Origin of the sequence: Pseudomonas sp. Larv2_ips, assembly GCF_963879675.1 — a bacterium.
In the GTDB taxonomy this organism is placed as follows: Bacteria; Pseudomonadota; Gammaproteobacteria; order Pseudomonadales; family Pseudomonadaceae; genus Aquipseudomonas.
Genome location: NZ_CAWOAW010000043.1, coordinates 39,728 through 56,512, shown reverse-complemented (window position 1 = coordinate 56,512; position 16,785 = coordinate 39,728). Strand labels below are relative to the sequence as shown.

The following is a 16,785-nucleotide window of genomic DNA, read 5'->3' as shown; positions in this document are numbered from 1 at the left end:
GCCACCCATGCGCACCGAACAACCGAAGATGATTTACCTGAAGGACTATCAGGCGCCGGACTACCTGATCGAAGAGACGCACCTGACCTTCGAGTTGTTCGAGGACCACAGCCTGGTCCACGCGCAGCTGGTGATGCGCCGCAACCCCGAGCGTGGTGCGGGCCTGCCGCCGCTGGTGCTCGATGGCCAGCAGCTTGAACTGCTGACCGTCAACCTGGGCGACCGTGAGCTGAGCGAAGCCGACTACCAGTTGACCGACAGCCACCTGACCCTGCACCCGACCAGCGAGACCTTCACGGTCGACACCAGCGTGCGCATCCACCCGGAAACCAACACCGCGCTGGAAGGCCTGTACAAATCCAGCGGCATGTTCTGCACCCAGTGCGAGGCCGAAGGTTTTCGCAAGATCACCTATTACCTCGACCGCCCGGACGTGATGAGCACCTTCACCACCACGGTGATCGCCGAGCAACACAGCTACCCGGTGCTGCTGTCCAACGGCAACCCGATTGCGAGCGGCCCGGGTGAAGACGGGCGCCACTGGGCGACCTGGGAAGACCCGTTCAAGAAACCGGCCTACCTGTTCGCGCTGGTGGCCGGCGATTTGTGGTGCGTCGAAGACACCTTCACCACCATGACCAGCCGTGAAGTGGCGCTGCGCATCTACGTCGAGCCGGAAAACATCGACAAATGCCAGCACGCCATGAACAGCCTGAAAAAATCCATGCGCTGGGACGAAGAGACCTACGGCCGCGAGTACGACCTCGACATCTTCATGATCGTGGCGGTCAACGACTTCAACATGGGCGCCATGGAGAACAAGGGCCTCAATATCTTCAACTCCAGCGCCGTGCTGGCGCGCGCAGAAACCGCCACTGACGCCGCGCACCAGCGCGTCGAGGCGATCGTCGCGCACGAATACTTCCACAACTGGTCGGGCAACCGCGTGACCTGCCGCGACTGGTTCCAGCTGTCGCTGAAGGAAGGCTTCACGGTGTTCCGTGATTCCGGCTTCTCCGCCGACATGAACTCGGCCACGGTCAAGCGCATCCAGGACGTGGCGTACCTGCGTACTCACCAGTTCGCTGAAGACGCAGGCCCGATGGCGCACGCCGTGCGCCCGGACAGCTTCATCGAAATCTCCAACTTCTATACCTTGACCGTGTACGAAAAGGGCTCGGAAGTGGTCGGCATGATCCACACCTTGCTCGGCGCTGAAGGCTTCCGTAAGGGCAGTGATCTCTATTTCGAGCGCCATGACGGCCAGGCCGTGACGTGCGACGACTTCATCAAGGCCATGGAAGACGCCAACGGCGCGGACCTGACCCAGTTCAAACGCTGGTACAGCCAGGCCGGTACACCGCGTCTGGCGATGAGCGAGTCCTACGACGCCGCTGCCAAGACCTACAGCCTGACCTTCCGTCAAAGCTGCCCGCAAACCCCGGACAAAGTTGAAAAGCTGCCGTTCGTTATTCCGGTGGCGCTGGGCCTGCTGGACGCCAACGGCGCCGGGATTGCCTTGCGCCTGGCCGGTGAGGCCAGCGCTGGCGCCACGTCCCGAGTGATTTCGGTGACCGAAGCCGAGCAGACCTTCACGTTCGTCGATATCGCCGAACAACCGCTGCCGTCGCTGCTGCGCGGCTTCTCGGCGCCGGTGAAACTGAGCTTCCCGTACAACCGCGACCAACTGATGTTCCTGATGCAACACGACAGCGACGGGTTCAATCGCTGGGATGCCGGCCAGCAACTGTCGGTGCAAGTGCTGCAGGAGTTGATTGGTCAGCATCAAGCGGGTCAGCCGTTGAAGCTGGACCAACGCCTGATCGACGCGCTGCGCACGGTGTTGAGCGATGAAAGCCTGGACCAGGCTATGGTCGCCGAGATGCTCTCGCTGCCAAGCGAGGCCTACCTGACTGAAATCAGTGAAGTGGCGGACGTCGAGGCCATCCACGCCGCCCGTGAGTATGCGCGCAAGCAACTGGCCGACAACCTCTACGAATCGCTGTGGCTGCGCTACCAGGCGAACCGCGAGCTGTCCAAGCAGACACCTTACGTGGCGGCGGCCGAGCACTTTGCCCGTCGCGCCCTGCAGAACATTGCGCTGTCGTACCTGATGCTCAGCGGCAAGCAGGAAGTGCTGGCGGCAACGCTGGACCAGTTCGACACCAGCGACAACATGACGGAGCGCCTGACGGCGCTGGCCGTGTTGGTCAACTCGCCGTTCGAGTCGGAAAAGGCGCAGGCGTTGGCGGTGTTTGCCGAGAACTTCAAGGACAACCCGCTGGTCATGGACCAGTGGTTCAGCGTGCAGGCCGGCAGCACCTTGCCGGGCGGCTTGGCGCGCGTCAGGGCGTTGATGGAGCACCCGGCGTTCACCCTCAAGAACCCGAACAAGGTGCGGGCGCTGGTCGGCGCGTTTGCCGGGCAGAACCTGATCAACTTCCACGCCGCCGATGGCTCGGGCTATCGTTTCCTGGCCGATTTGGTGATCCAGTTGAACGGGTTCAACCCGCAGATCGCTTCGCGCCAATTGGCGCCGTTGACCCGCTGGCGCAAATACGATGGTGCGCGCCAGGCGCTGATGAAGGCGGAGCTGGAGCGCATTCGTGCCTCCGGTGAACTGTCCAGTGATGTATTCGAGGTGGTCAGCAAGAGCCTTGCGTAAAGTCTGCGATTAAAAAAACGGCCTGCTCAGGCCGTTTTTTTTCGCCTTAGATAACCGGTGGGCGAGGGGCGTCCAAGCCGGTGTCGATTGGGAAACGCTCGGCAATGATGGTGTGCGGAACGCCCAGCGGCTGGGCACTGGCGCCATCCAGGCGGGTCACGTGTTCGGCCGACAATTGCACGTTCAGCGCACCCAGGGTTGCATCGAGCTGCGCGCGGGTGCGTGAGCCCAGGATCGGGATCAGCGCGGTGGTCGAGCGCCGGGCTTTTTCGCGCAGCCAGGCAATGGCGACGTGGGTTGGGCTGGCGTCGAGTTCGCCAGCGACTGCCAGCAGGGTGTCGAGTACTGCGGTTTCGCGGGCGCTCTTTTCCGAGTGGATCAGCATGCCCAGTTTGTTGGCGCGGTTGTCGTCCTGCGTTTCACGGTATTTGCCGGTGAGGAAACCACCGCCCAACGGCGACCACAGCGTGGCGCCCAGGCCCAACGCTTCGGCCATCGGCAGCAACTCGCGGTCGGCGCTGCGCTCGGCCAGGCTGTATTCCACCTGGACGCCGATGATCGGCGCGAAGCTGCGCACTTCGGCCAACAGATCCGCGCGGGCAATGCGCCAGGCGGGAAAGTTGGACAGGCCGGCGTAGTGGATTTTGCCGGCACGCACCAAATCATCGAAGCCGCGCAGGATCTCTTCCATCGGCGTGACGTTGTCGCTCATGTGCGCCCAGAGCAGGTCGATGCGGTCGGTGTTCAAGCGCTTGAGACTCTCTTCGACGGCACGCACCATGTTTTTGCGGTTGTTACCGAGCTTGAGCGTGCCTTCATCGGAAGGCTGGGTGCGCAGGCTGTATTTGGTGGCGACCACCAGGTTGTCGCGCTCGGCGGCGATAAATTCCCCCAGCAGTTTTTCGGCCTGGCCGAACTGGTAACCGTTGGCGGTATCCAGGAAGTTGCCTCCTGCTTCGAGATAGCCATCGAAGATCTGCCTGGCTTCGTCGCGCTCGGCGCCATGGCCCCAGCCTGTGCCGAAATTACCGGTGCCCAGGGCCAGTTCCGATACCTGCAGGCCGCTGCGGCGACCAAAGACTTTATTGCGCATACAAAGACTCCTGTGGGGTGATTTTTTACATGTCTTGAAACATGTATTTAATATGATTCGCGTAATTTATTCGGTCAAGAGGCTTTTTTACTGCTGACGTTTTCTGACAGGGGGCTCTGTTAAGCTGCGGCACTTTTTTCCCTTTCTCGGCGGGTTTGACGTGTCGCGTACCACACGGTTGCTGACGTTGTTGCAGGCCCTGCGGGGCAAGAAACGCCCGGTGACTGCCGCCGTATTGGCGGCGCAACTGGAGGTGTCCGAGCGCACGCTGTATCGCGATATCGCTGAATTGACAGCGCTGGGCGCACCGATTTTTGGCGAGGCCGGGGTAGGGTACGTGCTGCGTAGCGGGCTGTTTCTGCCGCCATTAATGCTGAACGCCGAGGAAACCGAAGCGATCGTGCTGGGCCTGCGTTATGTCGATCAACGTGGCGACGATGTGCTGAGCCGCGCCGCGGCCAATGCGTTGGCGAAAATCGCCGATGTGCTCGATCCCGCCGCCCAGGAAGCGTTGCGCAACCCCACGCTGCTACCTGGCCCTCCGGGGTTCGGCTACCCGGAAAACCGCGCGCCGCTGAATGTGTTTCGCGAGGCGATCCGCAATCAGGCCAAGCTGCACATCGATTACGCCGACGCCAGCCAAACCCAGAGCCAGCGCCTGATTTGGCCGCTGGCCCTGGGGTTTCTCAATGAAGTGCGCGTGATTGTGGCGTGGTGCGAGTTGCGCGGCGCTTATCGCACCTTTCGCACTGACCGAGTGGCCGCGGCCGACGCTCAGGGTGATCGTTACCCTGGCCGACGCAGCGACCTGTTGCGAGCCTGGCGCAAGCTGATGGAGCAGAACGAGTCCGGGCCGTTTACTCCTGACAAAAACTGACACAACCCTGGCTTAGCATGGCGTCATACATCATTAAAAAGGAGCTGCGCCATGTCCCTTCCTGAATTGGCACCCGCGATTGTGGCCTACATCGCCGCGACCAATACTCGCAACACTTCAACCATTGACCAGTGTTTTGCCGCCGATGCCAATGTATTTGATGAGGGTGAGCATCAAGTCGGCACCGCCGCGATTGTGCGCTGGATGGAGGACACCGGGCGTCGCTATCAGCCCCGGGTTGAAGTGCTGAACGTGCAGCATCGCACCGGCAAAGTGTTGGTGAGCAATGTGGTTTCCGGTAATTTCCCCGGCAGCCCGCTGGCGCTGCGCTATACCTTTCGACTGAACGAGCAGGGCAAGATTTCACGGCTGGATATCTCTGTGTAAGTCATACTGGCGCGCATGACGTTCGACTCGCCACTCGCCGCTTATCAACACGCCACCACCCAGCAAGGTTTCGTGCCAGACGAGGCCCAGTGCCGTGCGGTTGAAACCCTGCAACTCTGCCACGAAGCCCTGCACCAGGGCCGTTCGCCCGTGACCGGTGTTTACCTGTGGGGGCCGGTGGGACGGGGCAAGACCTGGTTGATGGACCAGTTTTATCAAAGCCTGCGGGTGCCAGCACGCCGTCAGCATTTTCATCATTTCATGGGGTGGGTGCATCAGCGTCTGTTTCAACTCACGGGTATCCAGGACCCGCTGCAGGCATTGGCCCGCGAGCTGAGCCAGGAAGTCCGCGTGCTGTGTTTTGACGAATTGTTCGTCAATGACATTGGCGATGCGATCATTCTCGGCCGTTTGTTCCAGGTCATGTTTGATCAGGGCGTGGTGATGGTCAGCACGTCCAATCAACCGCCAGATCAGCTCTACGCCGACGGCTTCAACCGCGAGCGCTTTGTGCCAGGCATCGAGGCGATCAAACAGCATATGCAGGTGGTGGCGGTAGACGGTGGCGAAGATCATCGTTTGCATCCCGGCGTGGGGCTGCAGCGCTACTGGGTGAGCCAGCCAGATGCGCTCGCTACGTTGTTCAAGCAATTGAGCGCAGGGCAGGCGGTGCGCAGCGGGCCAGTCAGTGTCGGCTTGCGCTCGATTGTGGCGGTGCAATGGTGCGACACGGTGCTCTGGTGTCGTTACGCGCAGCTGTGCGAGCAACCGTTGGCCGCCATGGACTTCATGCTGCTGTGCGATCGCTTCACGGCCATCCTGTTGGGAGACGTCCCCTGCTTGAGCGCGCAACAACGCCCGGCAAGGATTGCCCGCGGCACCGAAGACGCGGCCCAACGCGTGGTGGCCGGTGACCGCGAGCTGCCGCAGCTGTCGGTGCACGATGACAGCGTGCGACGCTTTATCGCGCTGGTGGACGAGTGCTATGACCGCAAGGTGCCCTTATACATCGAGGCCCAGGTGCCGCTTGAAAGCCTCTACACCGAAGGCTACCTGGAGTTTCCGTTCCGCCGCACGCTCAGCCGCTTGCAGGAGATGCAACTGCAGCGCTTCGGCACCTAGGAGTTTTTTTGCGCAGGGCGCGTGTTGTTCCGGCATTGGGGCGCATCTCGTCCAGGAACAAAGCGCTTTGATAAATAAAAGTGCAAAAAAAGGCGCCATCGAATGGCGCCAAGTTGACCTTTGCCAACGGAGCGGGATGGCACAGGGTAATGCGGATTAACTAAGTATTAAATCAGCTGTTGGGTTGCGGTTCTTCACTGGATTGTTCAGCCGTGCGGGTCTTTACATTCTTGCCATCGGCAATCGCTGTTTGGTCAGTGGTGCCATGAGTCTTCTGTTGCATGAAGGTGAAGTTGTTATAGAACTCCTTCGAACGCTCTGAACCGCCTTCTGCAAAGGCGGCTACGGAAGTCAGGGTCATCAGGCTGGCAAGCATCAAGGTCGAAAGTTTCATGTGAGGTGTCCCCATTAAGTGTGATCGGTATCCGCCTCGTCCGTGATCAGATTCATGGGGCGATTGTGGGGCGATCTTATTAAGTGGGAATTAACGGGTTGGCGCCCCAAAGTTAACGATTTTGTTAACTTCGGGACCGCGATTTAAAGCCTCCAGTCCAGCGCAAGTGTGAGGGCGCGCGGGTCGCCCCAATACACGCCATTATAAAAGCCGACACGCTCGTAATACTTTTTATCAAATAGATTGTTGATGTTAAGCGACGCTGAAACATGTTCGTCGAATTGGTAGCGCGACATCAGGTTGACCACCGTGTAGGCCTGTTGGGTGATTCTGGTGCTCTGGGTGTTCAGGTCGCCTTCCGCGTTGCGGCCGCCTGTCGGTCGGTTAGCGAAAGCGTAAAAATCGCTCTGCCAATTAACCGCACCGCCCACCGTCAACCCGCGCCACTCACCCGGCAGGCGATAGGCCGTCGAGATTTTCAGCAGGTTGAGCGGCAGGTTGGTGTTGTTGCGCTGCTTGTCGCCGTTCGCCGAGTGGGTATAGGTATAGCCTGCCGACAGATTCCAGTCCGGCATGACCTCGCCCGAGACCTCGACTTCAAAGCCCTGCACCTTGTTGCCTTGGCCGCTGGCGGTGTAGAACTGCTCGCGGCTGACCGGGTCCGGCGCGGCGTTATTGTCCAGTTCGGCCACGTTATCCTGAGTGCTCCAGAAATACGCCGTCGCCAGATTCAGGCGTTCGTTCAACAGGCTGCCTTTGAGGCCTATTTCGTAGTTGCTGCCCACCACCGGTTCCAAGTACTTCTTGCTGGAATCACGCGCGGTTTGCGGGTTGAAAATATCGGTGTAGCTGGCGTACACGGTGTATTCGGGTGTGAGGTCGTAAAGCAGGCCAGCGTAAGGCGTCCACATGTCATTGTGGGTCTGGCGCGTTTTAGTGGATTGGGTCAGTTGGTTATCGGTGTTGTATTCAGGTGAGACGCTTTCGATTTCCCAACTGCCATAGCGGCTGCCCAATACGGCATGCAGCCGGTCGGTCAGGCTCAGGCGTGTGGCGAGGTAGCCCGCCTTCTGTTTTCGGCTGCTGTGTTCGCCCTTGAGGCCAGTGGTGCGGTCCGGGAACTTGGCGATGCCACTCATGTGTCGCCAATCTTCGATGTCCGTGTAGCCCTCGGGAATATTGATGCGCTGAAAGGGCGCCGTATCGCGCTGTTCGGATTCGCCATACCCGACCATCAATTCATGCTCGCGCCCCAGCAGCGAATAAGAACCGGCGATATTCAAATCCACCACGTCCATTTTCGATGTGCCGACCATCTGGTTGGTCCAGGCCGTCATGCCGCTGCCATCCGGATTGGGAAAGCCGGCGCCGCCGTAATACACCTTGCCGTCCGTGTCGCTTTGACGATGGGTGTAGGCAGCTTTAAGGCGCCAGTCTGCGGACAGTCTGTGATCGATGGAGGCAAAGGTGGTTGTGTCTTTGAGTGGCCAGGAGCTCCAGTCGGTGGCCAGGTTGGCGGAGCGGGACAGCCGAGCCTTGCTGCCATCGCTGTTCCAATAGGGCAGGGTGCCCCAGGAGCTGCCTTGCACATGCTTGTTCTGGTAGTCCACGCCCACGGCAACAACGGTGTTGTCCGTCAGATCGGCTTCGAGGATGCCGTAGCCCACTTCCCGCTGCATCGCATAGCTGTCGCGAAAGGATTGGCTGTCACGGTACGCCAGCACTGTGCGGCCACGCAGGCGTCCGTCAAACGCCAGTGGGCCGCCTACATCGATGTAGCTGTAGTAATTGTCATGGCTGGCACCGCTGACGCCGGTCTTGGCTTGCCACTCTGTGGTGGGGCGCTTGCGGATCATGTTGACGGTGGCAGAAGGGTCGCCCGCCCCGGTCGTCAGGCCGGTGGCGCCGCGCACAACCTCGATGCGGTCGTAGATGATGGTGTCGGCGTCGGACTTCATGCGGCCAAAGGTATTGAGCATGCCGTCGATCTGGAAGTTACTGATCGAGTAGCCGCGGGAAGAGTAACTCGCCCGGTCCGAATCCAGGTGCTGCACCGTAACGCCGGTGGTCTGGCGTAAGGCATCGGTGAGGGTATTGAGATTGAAGTCATCCATCTGCTGGCGGCTGATCACCGAAATGGATTGCGGGGTTTCCTTGATGGACAGGTTCAGCTTGGTGGCGGTGCTCATCGATCCGGTCGTGTAAGCCCCGGTGTGCTCGGTGGTGGTGCCCAGGCCTTCGGCGGTGATGCTGGTCGCACCCAGTTCATAGGCTCTGATCGGCGGGTGTTCGGGGTCTGTTTCAGCCATCAGGTCCGGGCTGGCAACGGCGCCGAACAGGCCAAAGGTGAGGGTCATGGAACGGGTAAAAGGTGCGAACATCGCAGCGGACTCCTTGTCGTCTTTGATGCCATCCCGGAAGGGAAGGCATGGCTCAAAGACGAAAGGAGCGGGGGAACTTTAGACTTAAACGAGAATGATTGTTATCTTTGTGTTGCAACGCCGGTGACTATTTGACCACCACTTCGGCGGCATCGACCTTTTTCGGCTTGATCAAGCTGAAATCAATAAGGCCTTTTTTCTGGCCTATATACGGGTCGCCAATCATCCGCGGGCGCGCCTTGAAGCTGTCATTGACCAGGCTTTTGCTGCGGTCCCATTCATCAAAGCTCAGCCCGGCCATGTCCGCCCAGGTGTGAATCAGTTGCGAGCTGCTGTAAGGGCGTTGCAGGTCACTGGCGAAACTCCAGTCGTGGGTTTCGCGCCACTTGGGCGAGGCGTACGCCATGAACGGAATGGTGTACATCGGTGCCGTCGGCTTGCCTTCGTTGCGCCCCAGCGTGCCATGGCCGGCGGAGTCGAAGACATCTTCGCCGTGGTCCGACAGGTACAGCAGGAACCCGTTGGGGTCGGTCTTGGCGTAGTCATTGATCAGGCTTGATACCACGAAGTCGTTGTAAAGCACCGCGTTGTCGTAGCTGTTGTAGGTCGGCAGCTGCTGGTCGCTGATGCCTGGCGGTACGCCCTGACGATCGGTGAATTTGTCAAAGGTCGGCGGATAACGGTACTGGTAGCTCATGTGGGTGCCCAGCAAGTGCACCACGATGAACTTGCGCTCGGTGGGGTCGGCCAGGGCCTTGGCGAACGGCGCCAGCACGTCGCCGTCGTACTGACGGGCGTTCTGGTTGCGGTTGTTATTGAGGTACACCTGTTCGTCGGCCTGTTCGGAAAAGGTCGTGAGCATGGTGTTGCGCTTGGTCATCGTCTGCTGGTTGGTGATCCAGTAGGTTTTGTAGCCAGCCTGTTTCATCACGCTGACAATCGACGGTGTCTTGAGGTACAGGTCAGGGTTTTCTTCGTCGGCGAAGGTCAGCACCTGCTGCAGCGCTTCAATCGTGTAGGGGCGCGGGGTGATGACGTTATCGAACACCGCCAGTTGGTCGCGCAGCTTGTCCAGTTCCGGTGTGGTATTGCGCGGGTAGCCGTAGAGGCTCATGCGCTGGCGGTTGGTGGACTCACCGATTACCAGTACCAGGGTCGACGGCTGGCCGGCCATGCTGTCCTTGAGGTTCTTCAGGGGCGGGATCTGACTGGCGCTCGTGAGCATGCCTTGCATGCTGTTCAACTGTTCGGTGTAGCGGCGATAGGCGACGATCATCTGCCAAGGCACGGCAGGCTCTACCCGCGACTCGAAGCCATCGATGGCCAGTTCCATGGTGGGGTTGGTTGCAATCTGTTTCACCAACGGATAACCGACCACCGCCAGGACAATCGCCGTGGCCGCCAGGATCGACTGACCACGCGGCAGGTAAACCGGACGCAGGCGAGTCCACAGGAAAATCGCCAGGGCGGTGTGGGCAATGAACGCCAGCACAATCCACCAGGCAAAGTATTGAGTGGCGTATTCGCCGGCTTCAGAAATGTTCGACTCGAACATGATGAAGATGACGCTTTGGGAAAATTCCTGCTGGTAAATGAAGAAATAACCCAGGCTGGCCATGGAGCAGGCCCACAGCACAACGCCGATCAAGGCGGCGAGCAGGCGCGTACGGCGCGGGAACAGCAGCATCGGCGCAAGCCAGAACGCACTCAGGAAAAAGGCTTGGCGAAATCCGCTGAAGCCGGAAGTGCCGGTCAGCTGGATCAGTAGTTGGGTAATGCCCGAGAAATACCAGAAAAACAGAAACAACCAGCCGAGGCCGGCCCAATCAAAGCCTTTCGCAGACTTCGTGCTGCGTTTGAACATCGCCATCCAGCGCTCCAACCCGATAATTGCCAGTTGCCGCGCAGGAATACGCGCAGCAGAGGGCTACCGCATGTGGGTGGCCCTATTCGGCGGGAGTATCGGGAGGAGGATGTGAAAACTTCGTGAGTTATTCCTGAATGGTTCGTTCAGCCCACGTTCAGCAAAGTGCGGGCTGGGGCCCGGACGTTTGGTTGATTTGCGCTTGAAGGTGTGAGCGCAGGCGCAGGACTTCCTGCTGCAGCTGATCGCGCTCGTCTTTCAACTGGCGCAGTTCGTCGCGACGGACGGTGACATAGAGGGTCTGTGGCAGGCGGATCGTCTGTGCTGTGCTCATTGCTTACCTCGCAAATAGCCGGTAGATCGCGGTGCCGGAACGCTTAATCGAGGTCCTCGGCAACAGTCGCAGCGATTCTGAATTCTTTTTTGAATCAATGGAACTTTTTTATTTTTGATGGTCGTTGTGACTTTTACGGCCGTGATGCTGAAACGATGGCCATTTTTTTGTCATGAAACTACAAGGATCCGCTCTGGACTAACCCTCATTAGCCTCATTGCGCTATAAACTATGTCACACATTTATTTGGCAGTTAGGAGCATCAGCACATGCAACTGGGGATTATCGGACTAGGCCGCATGGGCGGTAACATTGCGCGGCGCCTGATGCTCAATGGGCATACCACCGTTGTATACGACCGTAACGAAGCCTTCGTCAAAGGCTTGAGCGAGGAGGGCGCCACAGGCGTTGCCGACTTGAAGGCCTTGGTCGCAGGGCTGCAAAAGCCTCGCGCCATCTGGGTTATGCTGCCTGCAGGCGACCCGACCGAAAACACCATCAATGAACTCAGTGAGCTGCTTGAAGACGGTGACGTGATCATCGACGGCGGCAACACCAACTATAAAGACGACGTACGTCGTGCTAAAGCCCTGTCGGAAAAAGGCCTGCACTACGTCGACGTCGGCACCTCCGGCGGCGTCTGGGGCCTGGAGCGTGGCTACTGCATGATGATCGGTGGCGACGCCGAGACCGTGAAGCGTCTCGACCCGATCTTCGCCAGCCTGGCCCCGGGCCTGGGTAATATCCCTCGCACCAAGGACCGTTCCGCCTCGGCTGACAGCCGCGCCGAGCATGGTTATATCCATGCGGGTCCAGCGGGCTCCGGGCACTTTGTGAAGATGATTCACAACGGCATTGAGTACGGGATGATGCAGGCCTTTGCCGAAGGCTTCGACATCCTCAAGACTAAAAACTCGGAAAACCTGCCGGAAGATCAGCGCTTTGATCTCAACGTTGCTGACATCGCCGAAGTCTGGCGCCGTGGCAGCGTGGTCTCGTCCTGGTTGCTGGACCTGACCGCCGACGCGCTGGCCACCGATCCCAAGCTTGACGGCTACTCAGGTTCCGTGGCCGACAGTGGCGAAGGCCGTTGGACCATCGAAGCGGCCATGGAGCAAGCGGTGCCGGTACCGGTGCTGTCCACCTCGTTGTTTGCTCGCTTCCGTTCCCGTCAGCAGAGCACCTACGGTGACAAAATGCTGTCTGCCATGCGCTTCGGCTTTGGCGGCCATGTGGAGACTTCCAAAAAATGACCGCTAACGGCAAGAAACCCAAGGCCGAACCCGCTCCGCCCACCACGCTGTTTCTGTTTGGCGCCCATGGCGACCTGGTCAAGCGCCTGCTCATGCCGGCGCTGTACAACCTGAGTCGTGACGGGCTGCTGGGCGAAGGCCTGCGCATTGTGGGCGTTGATCACAACGCCATCAGCGATGCCGACTTCGCCAAGAAACTCGAGGACTTCATCCGCACCGAGGCCGCAAGCAAGGTCAAGGGCAATGGCGAAAACGCCCTCGACCCAGAGTTGTGGGCTCAGTTGGCCAAGGGCATCAGCTACGTCGAGGGCGATTTCCTCGACGACAGCACCTACGCCGACATCGGCAAGAAGATCGCCGACAGCGGCACCGGTAATGCGGTGTTCTACCTGGCGACTGCGCCGCGCTTCTTCAGTGAAGTGGTGCAGCGCCTGGGCAGCGCCGGCTTGCTCAATGAAACCGACGATGGCTTCCGTCGTGTGGTGATCGAGAAACCGTTTGGTTCCGACCTCGCCACCGCCGAAGCGCTGAACGCATGCCTGCTCAAGGTGATGAGCGAGAAGCAGATCTACCGCATCGACCATTACCTGGGTAAGGAAACGGTGCAGAACATTTTGATCAGCCGTTTCTCCAACGTGCTCTTTGAAGCGTTCTGGAACAATCATTACATCGACCACGTGCAAATCACCGCGGCCGAGACCGTCGGCGTGGAAACCCGCGGAAACTTCTTTGAAAAAACCGGCACCCTGCGCGACATGGTGCCCAATCACCTGTTCCAGTTGCTCGCCATGGTAGCCATGGAGCCGCCGGCAGCGTTTGGTGCCGATGCGGTGCGTGGTGAAAAGGCCAAGGTCGTCGGCGCTATCCGGCCGTGGTCGTTGGAAGATGCGCGGGCCAACTCGGTACGCGGCCAGTACACCGCTGGCGAGATCGCCGGCAAGGCGCTTCCCGGCTACCGCGAAGAAGCCAACGTCGCGCCCGACAGCAGCACCGAGACGTTCGTCGCCCTCAAGGTGATGATCGACAACTGGCGCTGGGTCGGGGTGCCGTTTTACTTGCGCACCGGCAAGCGCATGAGCATTCGCGACACCGAAATCGTGATCTGCTTCAAGCACGCGCCGTACGCGCAGTTCCGCGATACCGAAGTGGATGAGCTCAAGCCCACCTACCTTAAAATCCAGATCCAGCCCAATGAAGGCATGTGGTTCGACCTGTTGGCCAAAAAGCCTGGGCCCACCCTGGAGATGGCCAATATCGAATTGGGTTTTGACTACAAGGACTTTTTCGAGATGCAACCGTCGACGGGTTACGAAACCCTGATCTACGACTGCATGACCGGTGACCAGACCCTGTTCCAGCGCGCTGACAACATCGAAAACGGCTGGCGTGCGGTGCAGCCGTTCCTTGACGCCTGGAAAGAGGACGGTGGCATTCAGGCCTATAAGGCCGGTGAAGATGGCCCGGCAGCGGCCGATGCCTTGCTGGCCCGCGATGGCCGTACCTGGCATAGCCTGGGATGAATGATGCCGCGATCCATCCCATCCGATTTGTCCTGAGCGATATGGACGGGACGCTGCTGCGTCCCGACCACACGCCCAGTCAGCGCACCATTGATACGGTGCGCGCCATGCGCGACGCCGGCGTGTTCTTCAGCCTGGCCAGCGGGCGGCCGCCCAAGGCCATGATGCAGATGATCGAAACGTTCGGCATCGACGTGCCGGTGGCAGGCTTTAACGGCGGCACGTTGATCAATCCCGATGGCAGCGTGCTGCTGGCCCATCACCTGCCGGCGGAGGCGGCGCTGGTCACATTGGCGCTGTTCTCCGGGCAACCGGGCGTGGAAGTCTGGCTGTTTGCCGACGGCGAATGGCTGCGGCGTGACCCGCCTGGGCCCATGGTGGCGGTTGAAGCTGCTGGCCTGGGGTATGGGCCACTGGTCGTGGAGAGTTTTGAGCCGTACCTGGATCGGGTCGACAAAATTGTCGCGGCCAGTCGCAACGCTGAGTTGCTGGTCGAGCTTGAAGCGCAGTTGCAGCCCAAGGTTCAGGGGCTGGCCCATGTGTCGCGTTCGCAACCGATTTACCTGGACGTGACGGCGATGCAGGCCAACAAGGGTGATGCCCTGAAAGCCCTGGCTGCGCACCTGGGTGTACCGCTGGAGCAGACGGCCGCCATTGGCGACGGCGGCAACGACCCGGCGATGTTTCACGTGGCCGGTTTGTCGATTGCCATGGGCCAGGCAGAAGAGGCCGTCAAACGTCAGGCCAGCGTCGTCACCGGCAGCAATGTCGAGGATGGTGCTGCACAAGCGTTAGAACGGTTTATTCTGGCGGCGCAGTAAGCGCCGTCACGCGCAATGCGTATGCACTGAACTTCCGATCATTGTTTTTACACCAGGGCAATGATCGGAAGTTGCTGTGTTGTCTTACTTGGGCATTGCCCAGGACTGCAACTTATAGCCATCTTTGTCGAGTTCGGCGCGGGCCTGCAACAACAGATCTTCCAACTGAGCCGGGTCGGTGTAGGCACTCGAGGACAGCTGTTTGCTGCCAATACGCGTGTTGGTGCGGTCGATGACGCTCAGGCTGAGGGCGCCATTGCCATCGTGCCAGGCCACGCACTGGAAGGGTTGGAAAGCACGGTCTGCGATCAAAAGAGCTTCGTTGATGCGGAGCGGGGCGTTCATGTGGGTCTTCTCTCTAATGCCCATTCAAGTGAGTGCCGTCGGTTGGGCGAGCCAGACGGCGAGTTACTTGTACTGATGCTCGATGGCGGGGTACGGGTCACATGCTAGAGCAAGAAATTTCAACTTTCCGTGATCAACGTCATGTAAGCGGCTGTTTTGAAAGCTGAATAACCGTTGCGGTGCACGGCACTCTTTTACCCGCAAATTTTCAGCGCTGGCTTTGTGCCAACACTTATAGCGAAATGGTACAAGGCGCGCGTCAATACCTTGCTAGTGTTAGCGCCAGACCTCACAAACCTTTGTTTCTAAATAACTTTAATAATATTGGCGCCAAGGAATAGTCATGGTTGTTACACCTGTCCAGCGTCGTCTGCTTGTGGTCGATCCGTGTGATGACTGTCACGGACTGCTGCCCGGTTTGCGCACCGCCGGATGGGAAGTCGACAGCTGTGCCCTTGGCACCGTCGGCGATCGGTCCTGCGATGTTGGCCTGCTGCGCTTGCAGCCCTATCACCTTGAGCGCCCGGAAGCGGTCAAGGAGTTGATCAGCCGCAGTGGCACCGAGTGGATCGCGGTGCTCAGCCAGGACGTTTTGCGCCTGCAAAATGTCGGAGATTTCGTCTGCGAGTGGTTTTTCGACTTCCACACCTTGCCGTTTGACGTGGCGCGCGTGCAGGTCACGCTGGGGCGTGCGTTCGGCATGGCCCGTTTGCGTGGCAAAGGCCATACGCTGATCGATGAGCCCGAACACGAATTGCTGGGTGACAGCCGGCCGATTCGTGAACTGCGCAAGCTTTTGGCCAAGTTGGCACCGACGGAATCGCCCGTGTTGATTCGCGGTGACAGCGGCACCGGTAAAGAGCTGGTGGCCAAGACCCTGCACCGCAAGTCCCAGCGCCACGCCAAGCCATTTGTGGCCATCAACTGCGGTGCAATTCCCGAACACCTGATTCAGTCCGAACTGTTCGGCCATGAGAAAGGTGCGTTTACCGGCGCACACCAGCGCAAGGTCGGACGCATCGAGGCGGCTCACGGAGGCACGCTGTTTCTGGATGAAATCGGTGATTTGCCGATGGAGCTGCAAGCCAACCTCTTGCGCTTTTTGCAAGAGAAGCAAATCGAACGTGTCGGCGGCAGCCAACCCATCCCTGTGGATGTGCGGGTATTGGCGGCAACCCACGTCGACCTGGAAACCGCAGTTGAAAAGGGCACCTTTCGTGAAGACCTGTATTACCGCCTGAATGTGCTGCAGGTGGTCACCGCGCCCTTGCGTGAGCGCCATGGCGATGTAGCCATGCTGGCCAACCACTTTTCACGCTTCTACAGTCAGGAAACCGGGCGCCGCCCGCGCAGCTTCAGCGAGGATGCGCTGGTAGCCATGGGGCAGCACCCTTGGCCGGGCAACGTGCGCGAGTTGGCCAATCGCGTCCGCCGCGGCCTGGTGCTGGCCGAAGGGCGGCAGATCGAAGCGGCGGACCTGGGTTTGCTGGGCGAGCAGGCAATTGCGCCACCGATGGCTACACTGGAAGATTACAAGCACCGCGCCGAACGCCAGGCGCTGTGCGATGTGCTCAATCGGCACAGCGACAACCTGAGTGTCGCAGCCCGTGTGCTGGGGGTTTCCCGGCCGACGTTCTACCGATTGCTGCACAAACACCAGATCCGCTAGGGCGGGTAAAACGAAAGCCCCGCAACGACCCTCATCGTTGCGGGGCTTTTCCTTGCGCGG

Annotated in this window: 14 protein-coding genes; 8 read left to right on the top strand and 6 right to left on the bottom strand. The window is 59.6% G+C overall.

The annotated features are described in order from the left end of the window. Nucleotides 1–7: 7 nt before the first annotated feature. A complete protein-coding gene (gene pepN / locus AACV02_RS30300) occupies nt 8–2,665 on the top strand; it encodes an aminopeptidase N (RefSeq protein ID WP_119735942.1) in 2,658 nt (885 codons plus the stop codon). A 46-nt stretch (nt 2,666–2,711) separates the two neighbouring features. Here the strand turns inward: pepN and AACV02_RS30295 are convergent, their stop codons facing one another. Continuing rightward, nucleotides 2,712–3,758, bottom strand: coding sequence for an aldo/keto reductase (locus AACV02_RS30295; protein ID WP_119735940.1), 1,047 nt, complete (start codon nt 3,756–3,758; stop codon nt 2,712–2,714). 160 nt (nt 3,759–3,918) lie between these two features. Between AACV02_RS30295 and AACV02_RS30290 the strand changes: the two genes are divergently transcribed. Genes AACV02_RS30290 through zapE form a run of 3 tightly spaced genes read left to right on the top strand, consistent with a single transcriptional unit; the run spans nt 3,919 to nt 6,144 of the window. Beyond that, the gene (locus AACV02_RS30290) at nt 3,919–4,635 is read left to right on the top strand and encodes a helix-turn-helix transcriptional regulator (protein ID WP_119735938.1); all 717 of its coding nucleotides are present in this window, start codon (nt 3,919–3,921) and stop codon (nt 4,633–4,635) included. A gap of 51 nt (nt 4,636–4,686) precedes the next feature. Next, nucleotides 4,687–5,022, top strand: a complete 336-nt coding sequence (locus AACV02_RS30285) for a nuclear transport factor 2 family protein (protein WP_119735936.1) — start codon at nt 4,687–4,689, stop codon at nt 5,020–5,022. A gap of 15 nt (nt 5,023–5,037) precedes the next feature. Then, nucleotides 5,038–6,144, top strand: a complete 1,107-nt coding sequence (gene zapE, locus AACV02_RS30280) for a cell division protein ZapE (RefSeq protein ID WP_119735934.1) — start codon at nt 5,038–5,040, stop codon at nt 6,142–6,144. A gap of 172 nt (nt 6,145–6,316) precedes the next feature. Here the strand turns inward: zapE and AACV02_RS30275 are convergent, their stop codons facing one another. The 4 genes from AACV02_RS30275 to AACV02_RS30260 all read right to left on the bottom strand — a co-directional run bounded on the left by AACV02_RS30275 (nt 6,317) and on the right by AACV02_RS30260 (nt 11,117). Then, nucleotides 6,317–6,538: a hypothetical protein gene (locus tag AACV02_RS30275; protein ID WP_106579740.1), complete on the bottom strand. Its 222-nt coding sequence runs from the start codon at nt 6,536–6,538 to the stop codon at nt 6,317–6,319. 143 nt (nt 6,539–6,681) lie between these two features. Continuing rightward, on the bottom strand, nt 6,682–8,919 hold the full coding sequence (locus AACV02_RS30270; protein ID WP_119735932.1) for a TonB-dependent siderophore receptor: 2,238 nt from the start codon (nt 8,917–8,919) through the stop codon (nt 6,682–6,684). Nucleotides 8,920–9,046: 127 nt separating this feature from the next. Continuing rightward, a complete protein-coding gene (locus tag AACV02_RS30265) occupies nt 9,047–10,789 on the bottom strand; it encodes a phosphoethanolamine transferase CptA (protein WP_119735930.1) in 1,743 nt (580 codons plus the stop codon). A 151-nt stretch (nt 10,790–10,940) separates the two neighbouring features. Beyond that, nucleotides 10,941–11,117, bottom strand: a complete 177-nt coding sequence (locus AACV02_RS30260) for a DUF6026 family protein (protein ID WP_177413662.1) — start codon at nt 11,115–11,117, stop codon at nt 10,941–10,943. Between the two features lie 269 nt (nt 11,118–11,386). Here AACV02_RS30260 and gnd point away from each other — a divergent pair, with 269 nt between their 5' ends. Genes gnd through AACV02_RS30245 form a run of 3 tightly spaced genes read left to right on the top strand, consistent with a single transcriptional unit; the run spans nt 11,387 to nt 14,711 of the window. Beyond that, nucleotides 11,387–12,370: a phosphogluconate dehydrogenase (NAD(+)-dependent, decarboxylating) gene (gnd, locus tag AACV02_RS30255; protein ID WP_119735927.1), complete on the top strand. Its 984-nt coding sequence runs from the start codon at nt 11,387–11,389 to the stop codon at nt 12,368–12,370. Next, nucleotides 12,367–13,890: a glucose-6-phosphate dehydrogenase gene (gene zwf, locus AACV02_RS30250; RefSeq protein ID WP_106579744.1), complete on the top strand. Its 1,524-nt coding sequence runs from the start codon at nt 12,367–12,369 to the stop codon at nt 13,888–13,890. Before gnd ends, zwf begins: the two co-directional genes overlap by 4 nt. Continuing rightward, on the top strand, nt 13,887–14,711 hold the full coding sequence (locus AACV02_RS30245; RefSeq protein ID WP_119735925.1) for an HAD family hydrolase: 825 nt from the start codon (nt 13,887–13,889) through the stop codon (nt 14,709–14,711). Before zwf ends, AACV02_RS30245 begins: the two co-directional genes overlap by 4 nt. Before the next feature lie 84 nt (nt 14,712–14,795). On the opposite strand, the gene AACV02_RS30240 is transcribed toward AACV02_RS30245, so the two are convergent. Continuing rightward, complete coding sequence (locus AACV02_RS30240) at nt 14,796–15,056, bottom strand: hypothetical protein (protein WP_106579746.1); 261 nt, start codon at nt 15,054–15,056, stop codon at nt 14,796–14,798. A gap of 343 nt (nt 15,057–15,399) precedes the next feature. On the opposite strand from AACV02_RS30240, the gene AACV02_RS30235 reads away from it, so the two are divergent. After that, nucleotides 15,400–16,725, top strand: coding sequence for a sigma-54 dependent transcriptional regulator (locus tag AACV02_RS30235; RefSeq protein ID WP_106579747.1), 1,326 nt, complete (start codon nt 15,400–15,402; stop codon nt 16,723–16,725). The last annotated feature ends 60 nt before the right edge of the window (nt 16,726–16,785 follow it).

Coding starts and splice junctions, on each gene's coding strand:
- pepN (WP_119735942.1), top strand. CDS start 8: ATGCGCACCGAACAACCGAAGATGATTTACCTGAAGGACTATCAGGCG.
- AACV02_RS30295 (WP_119735940.1), bottom strand. CDS start 3,758: ATGCGCAATAAAGTCTTTGGTCGCCGCAGCGGCCTGCAGGTATCGGAA.
- AACV02_RS30285 (WP_119735936.1), top strand. CDS start 4,687: ATGTCCCTTCCTGAATTGGCACCCGCGATTGTGGCCTACATCGCCGCG.
- zapE (WP_119735934.1), top strand. CDS start 5,038: ATGACGTTCGACTCGCCACTCGCCGCTTATCAACACGCCACCACCCAG.
- AACV02_RS30275 (WP_106579740.1), bottom strand. CDS start 6,538: ATGAAACTTTCGACCTTGATGCTTGCCAGCCTGATGACCCTGACTTCC.
- AACV02_RS30270 (WP_119735932.1), bottom strand. CDS start 8,919: ATGTTCGCACCTTTTACCCGTTCCATGACCCTCACCTTTGGCCTGTTC.
- AACV02_RS30265 (WP_119735930.1), bottom strand. CDS start 10,789: ATGGCGATGTTCAAACGCAGCACGAAGTCTGCGAAAGGCTTTGATTGG.
- AACV02_RS30260 (WP_177413662.1), bottom strand. CDS start 11,117: ATGAGCACAGCACAGACGATCCGCCTGCCACAGACCCTCTATGTCACC.
- gnd (WP_119735927.1), top strand. CDS start 11,387: ATGCAACTGGGGATTATCGGACTAGGCCGCATGGGCGGTAACATTGCG.
- zwf (WP_106579744.1), top strand. CDS start 12,367: ATGACCGCTAACGGCAAGAAACCCAAGGCCGAACCCGCTCCGCCCACC.
- AACV02_RS30245 (WP_119735925.1), top strand. CDS start 13,887: ATGAATGATGCCGCGATCCATCCCATCCGATTTGTCCTGAGCGATATG.
- AACV02_RS30240 (WP_106579746.1), bottom strand. CDS start 15,056: ATGAACGCCCCGCTCCGCATCAACGAAGCTCTTTTGATCGCAGACCGT.
- AACV02_RS30235 (WP_106579747.1), top strand. CDS start 15,400: ATGGTTGTTACACCTGTCCAGCGTCGTCTGCTTGTGGTCGATCCGTGT.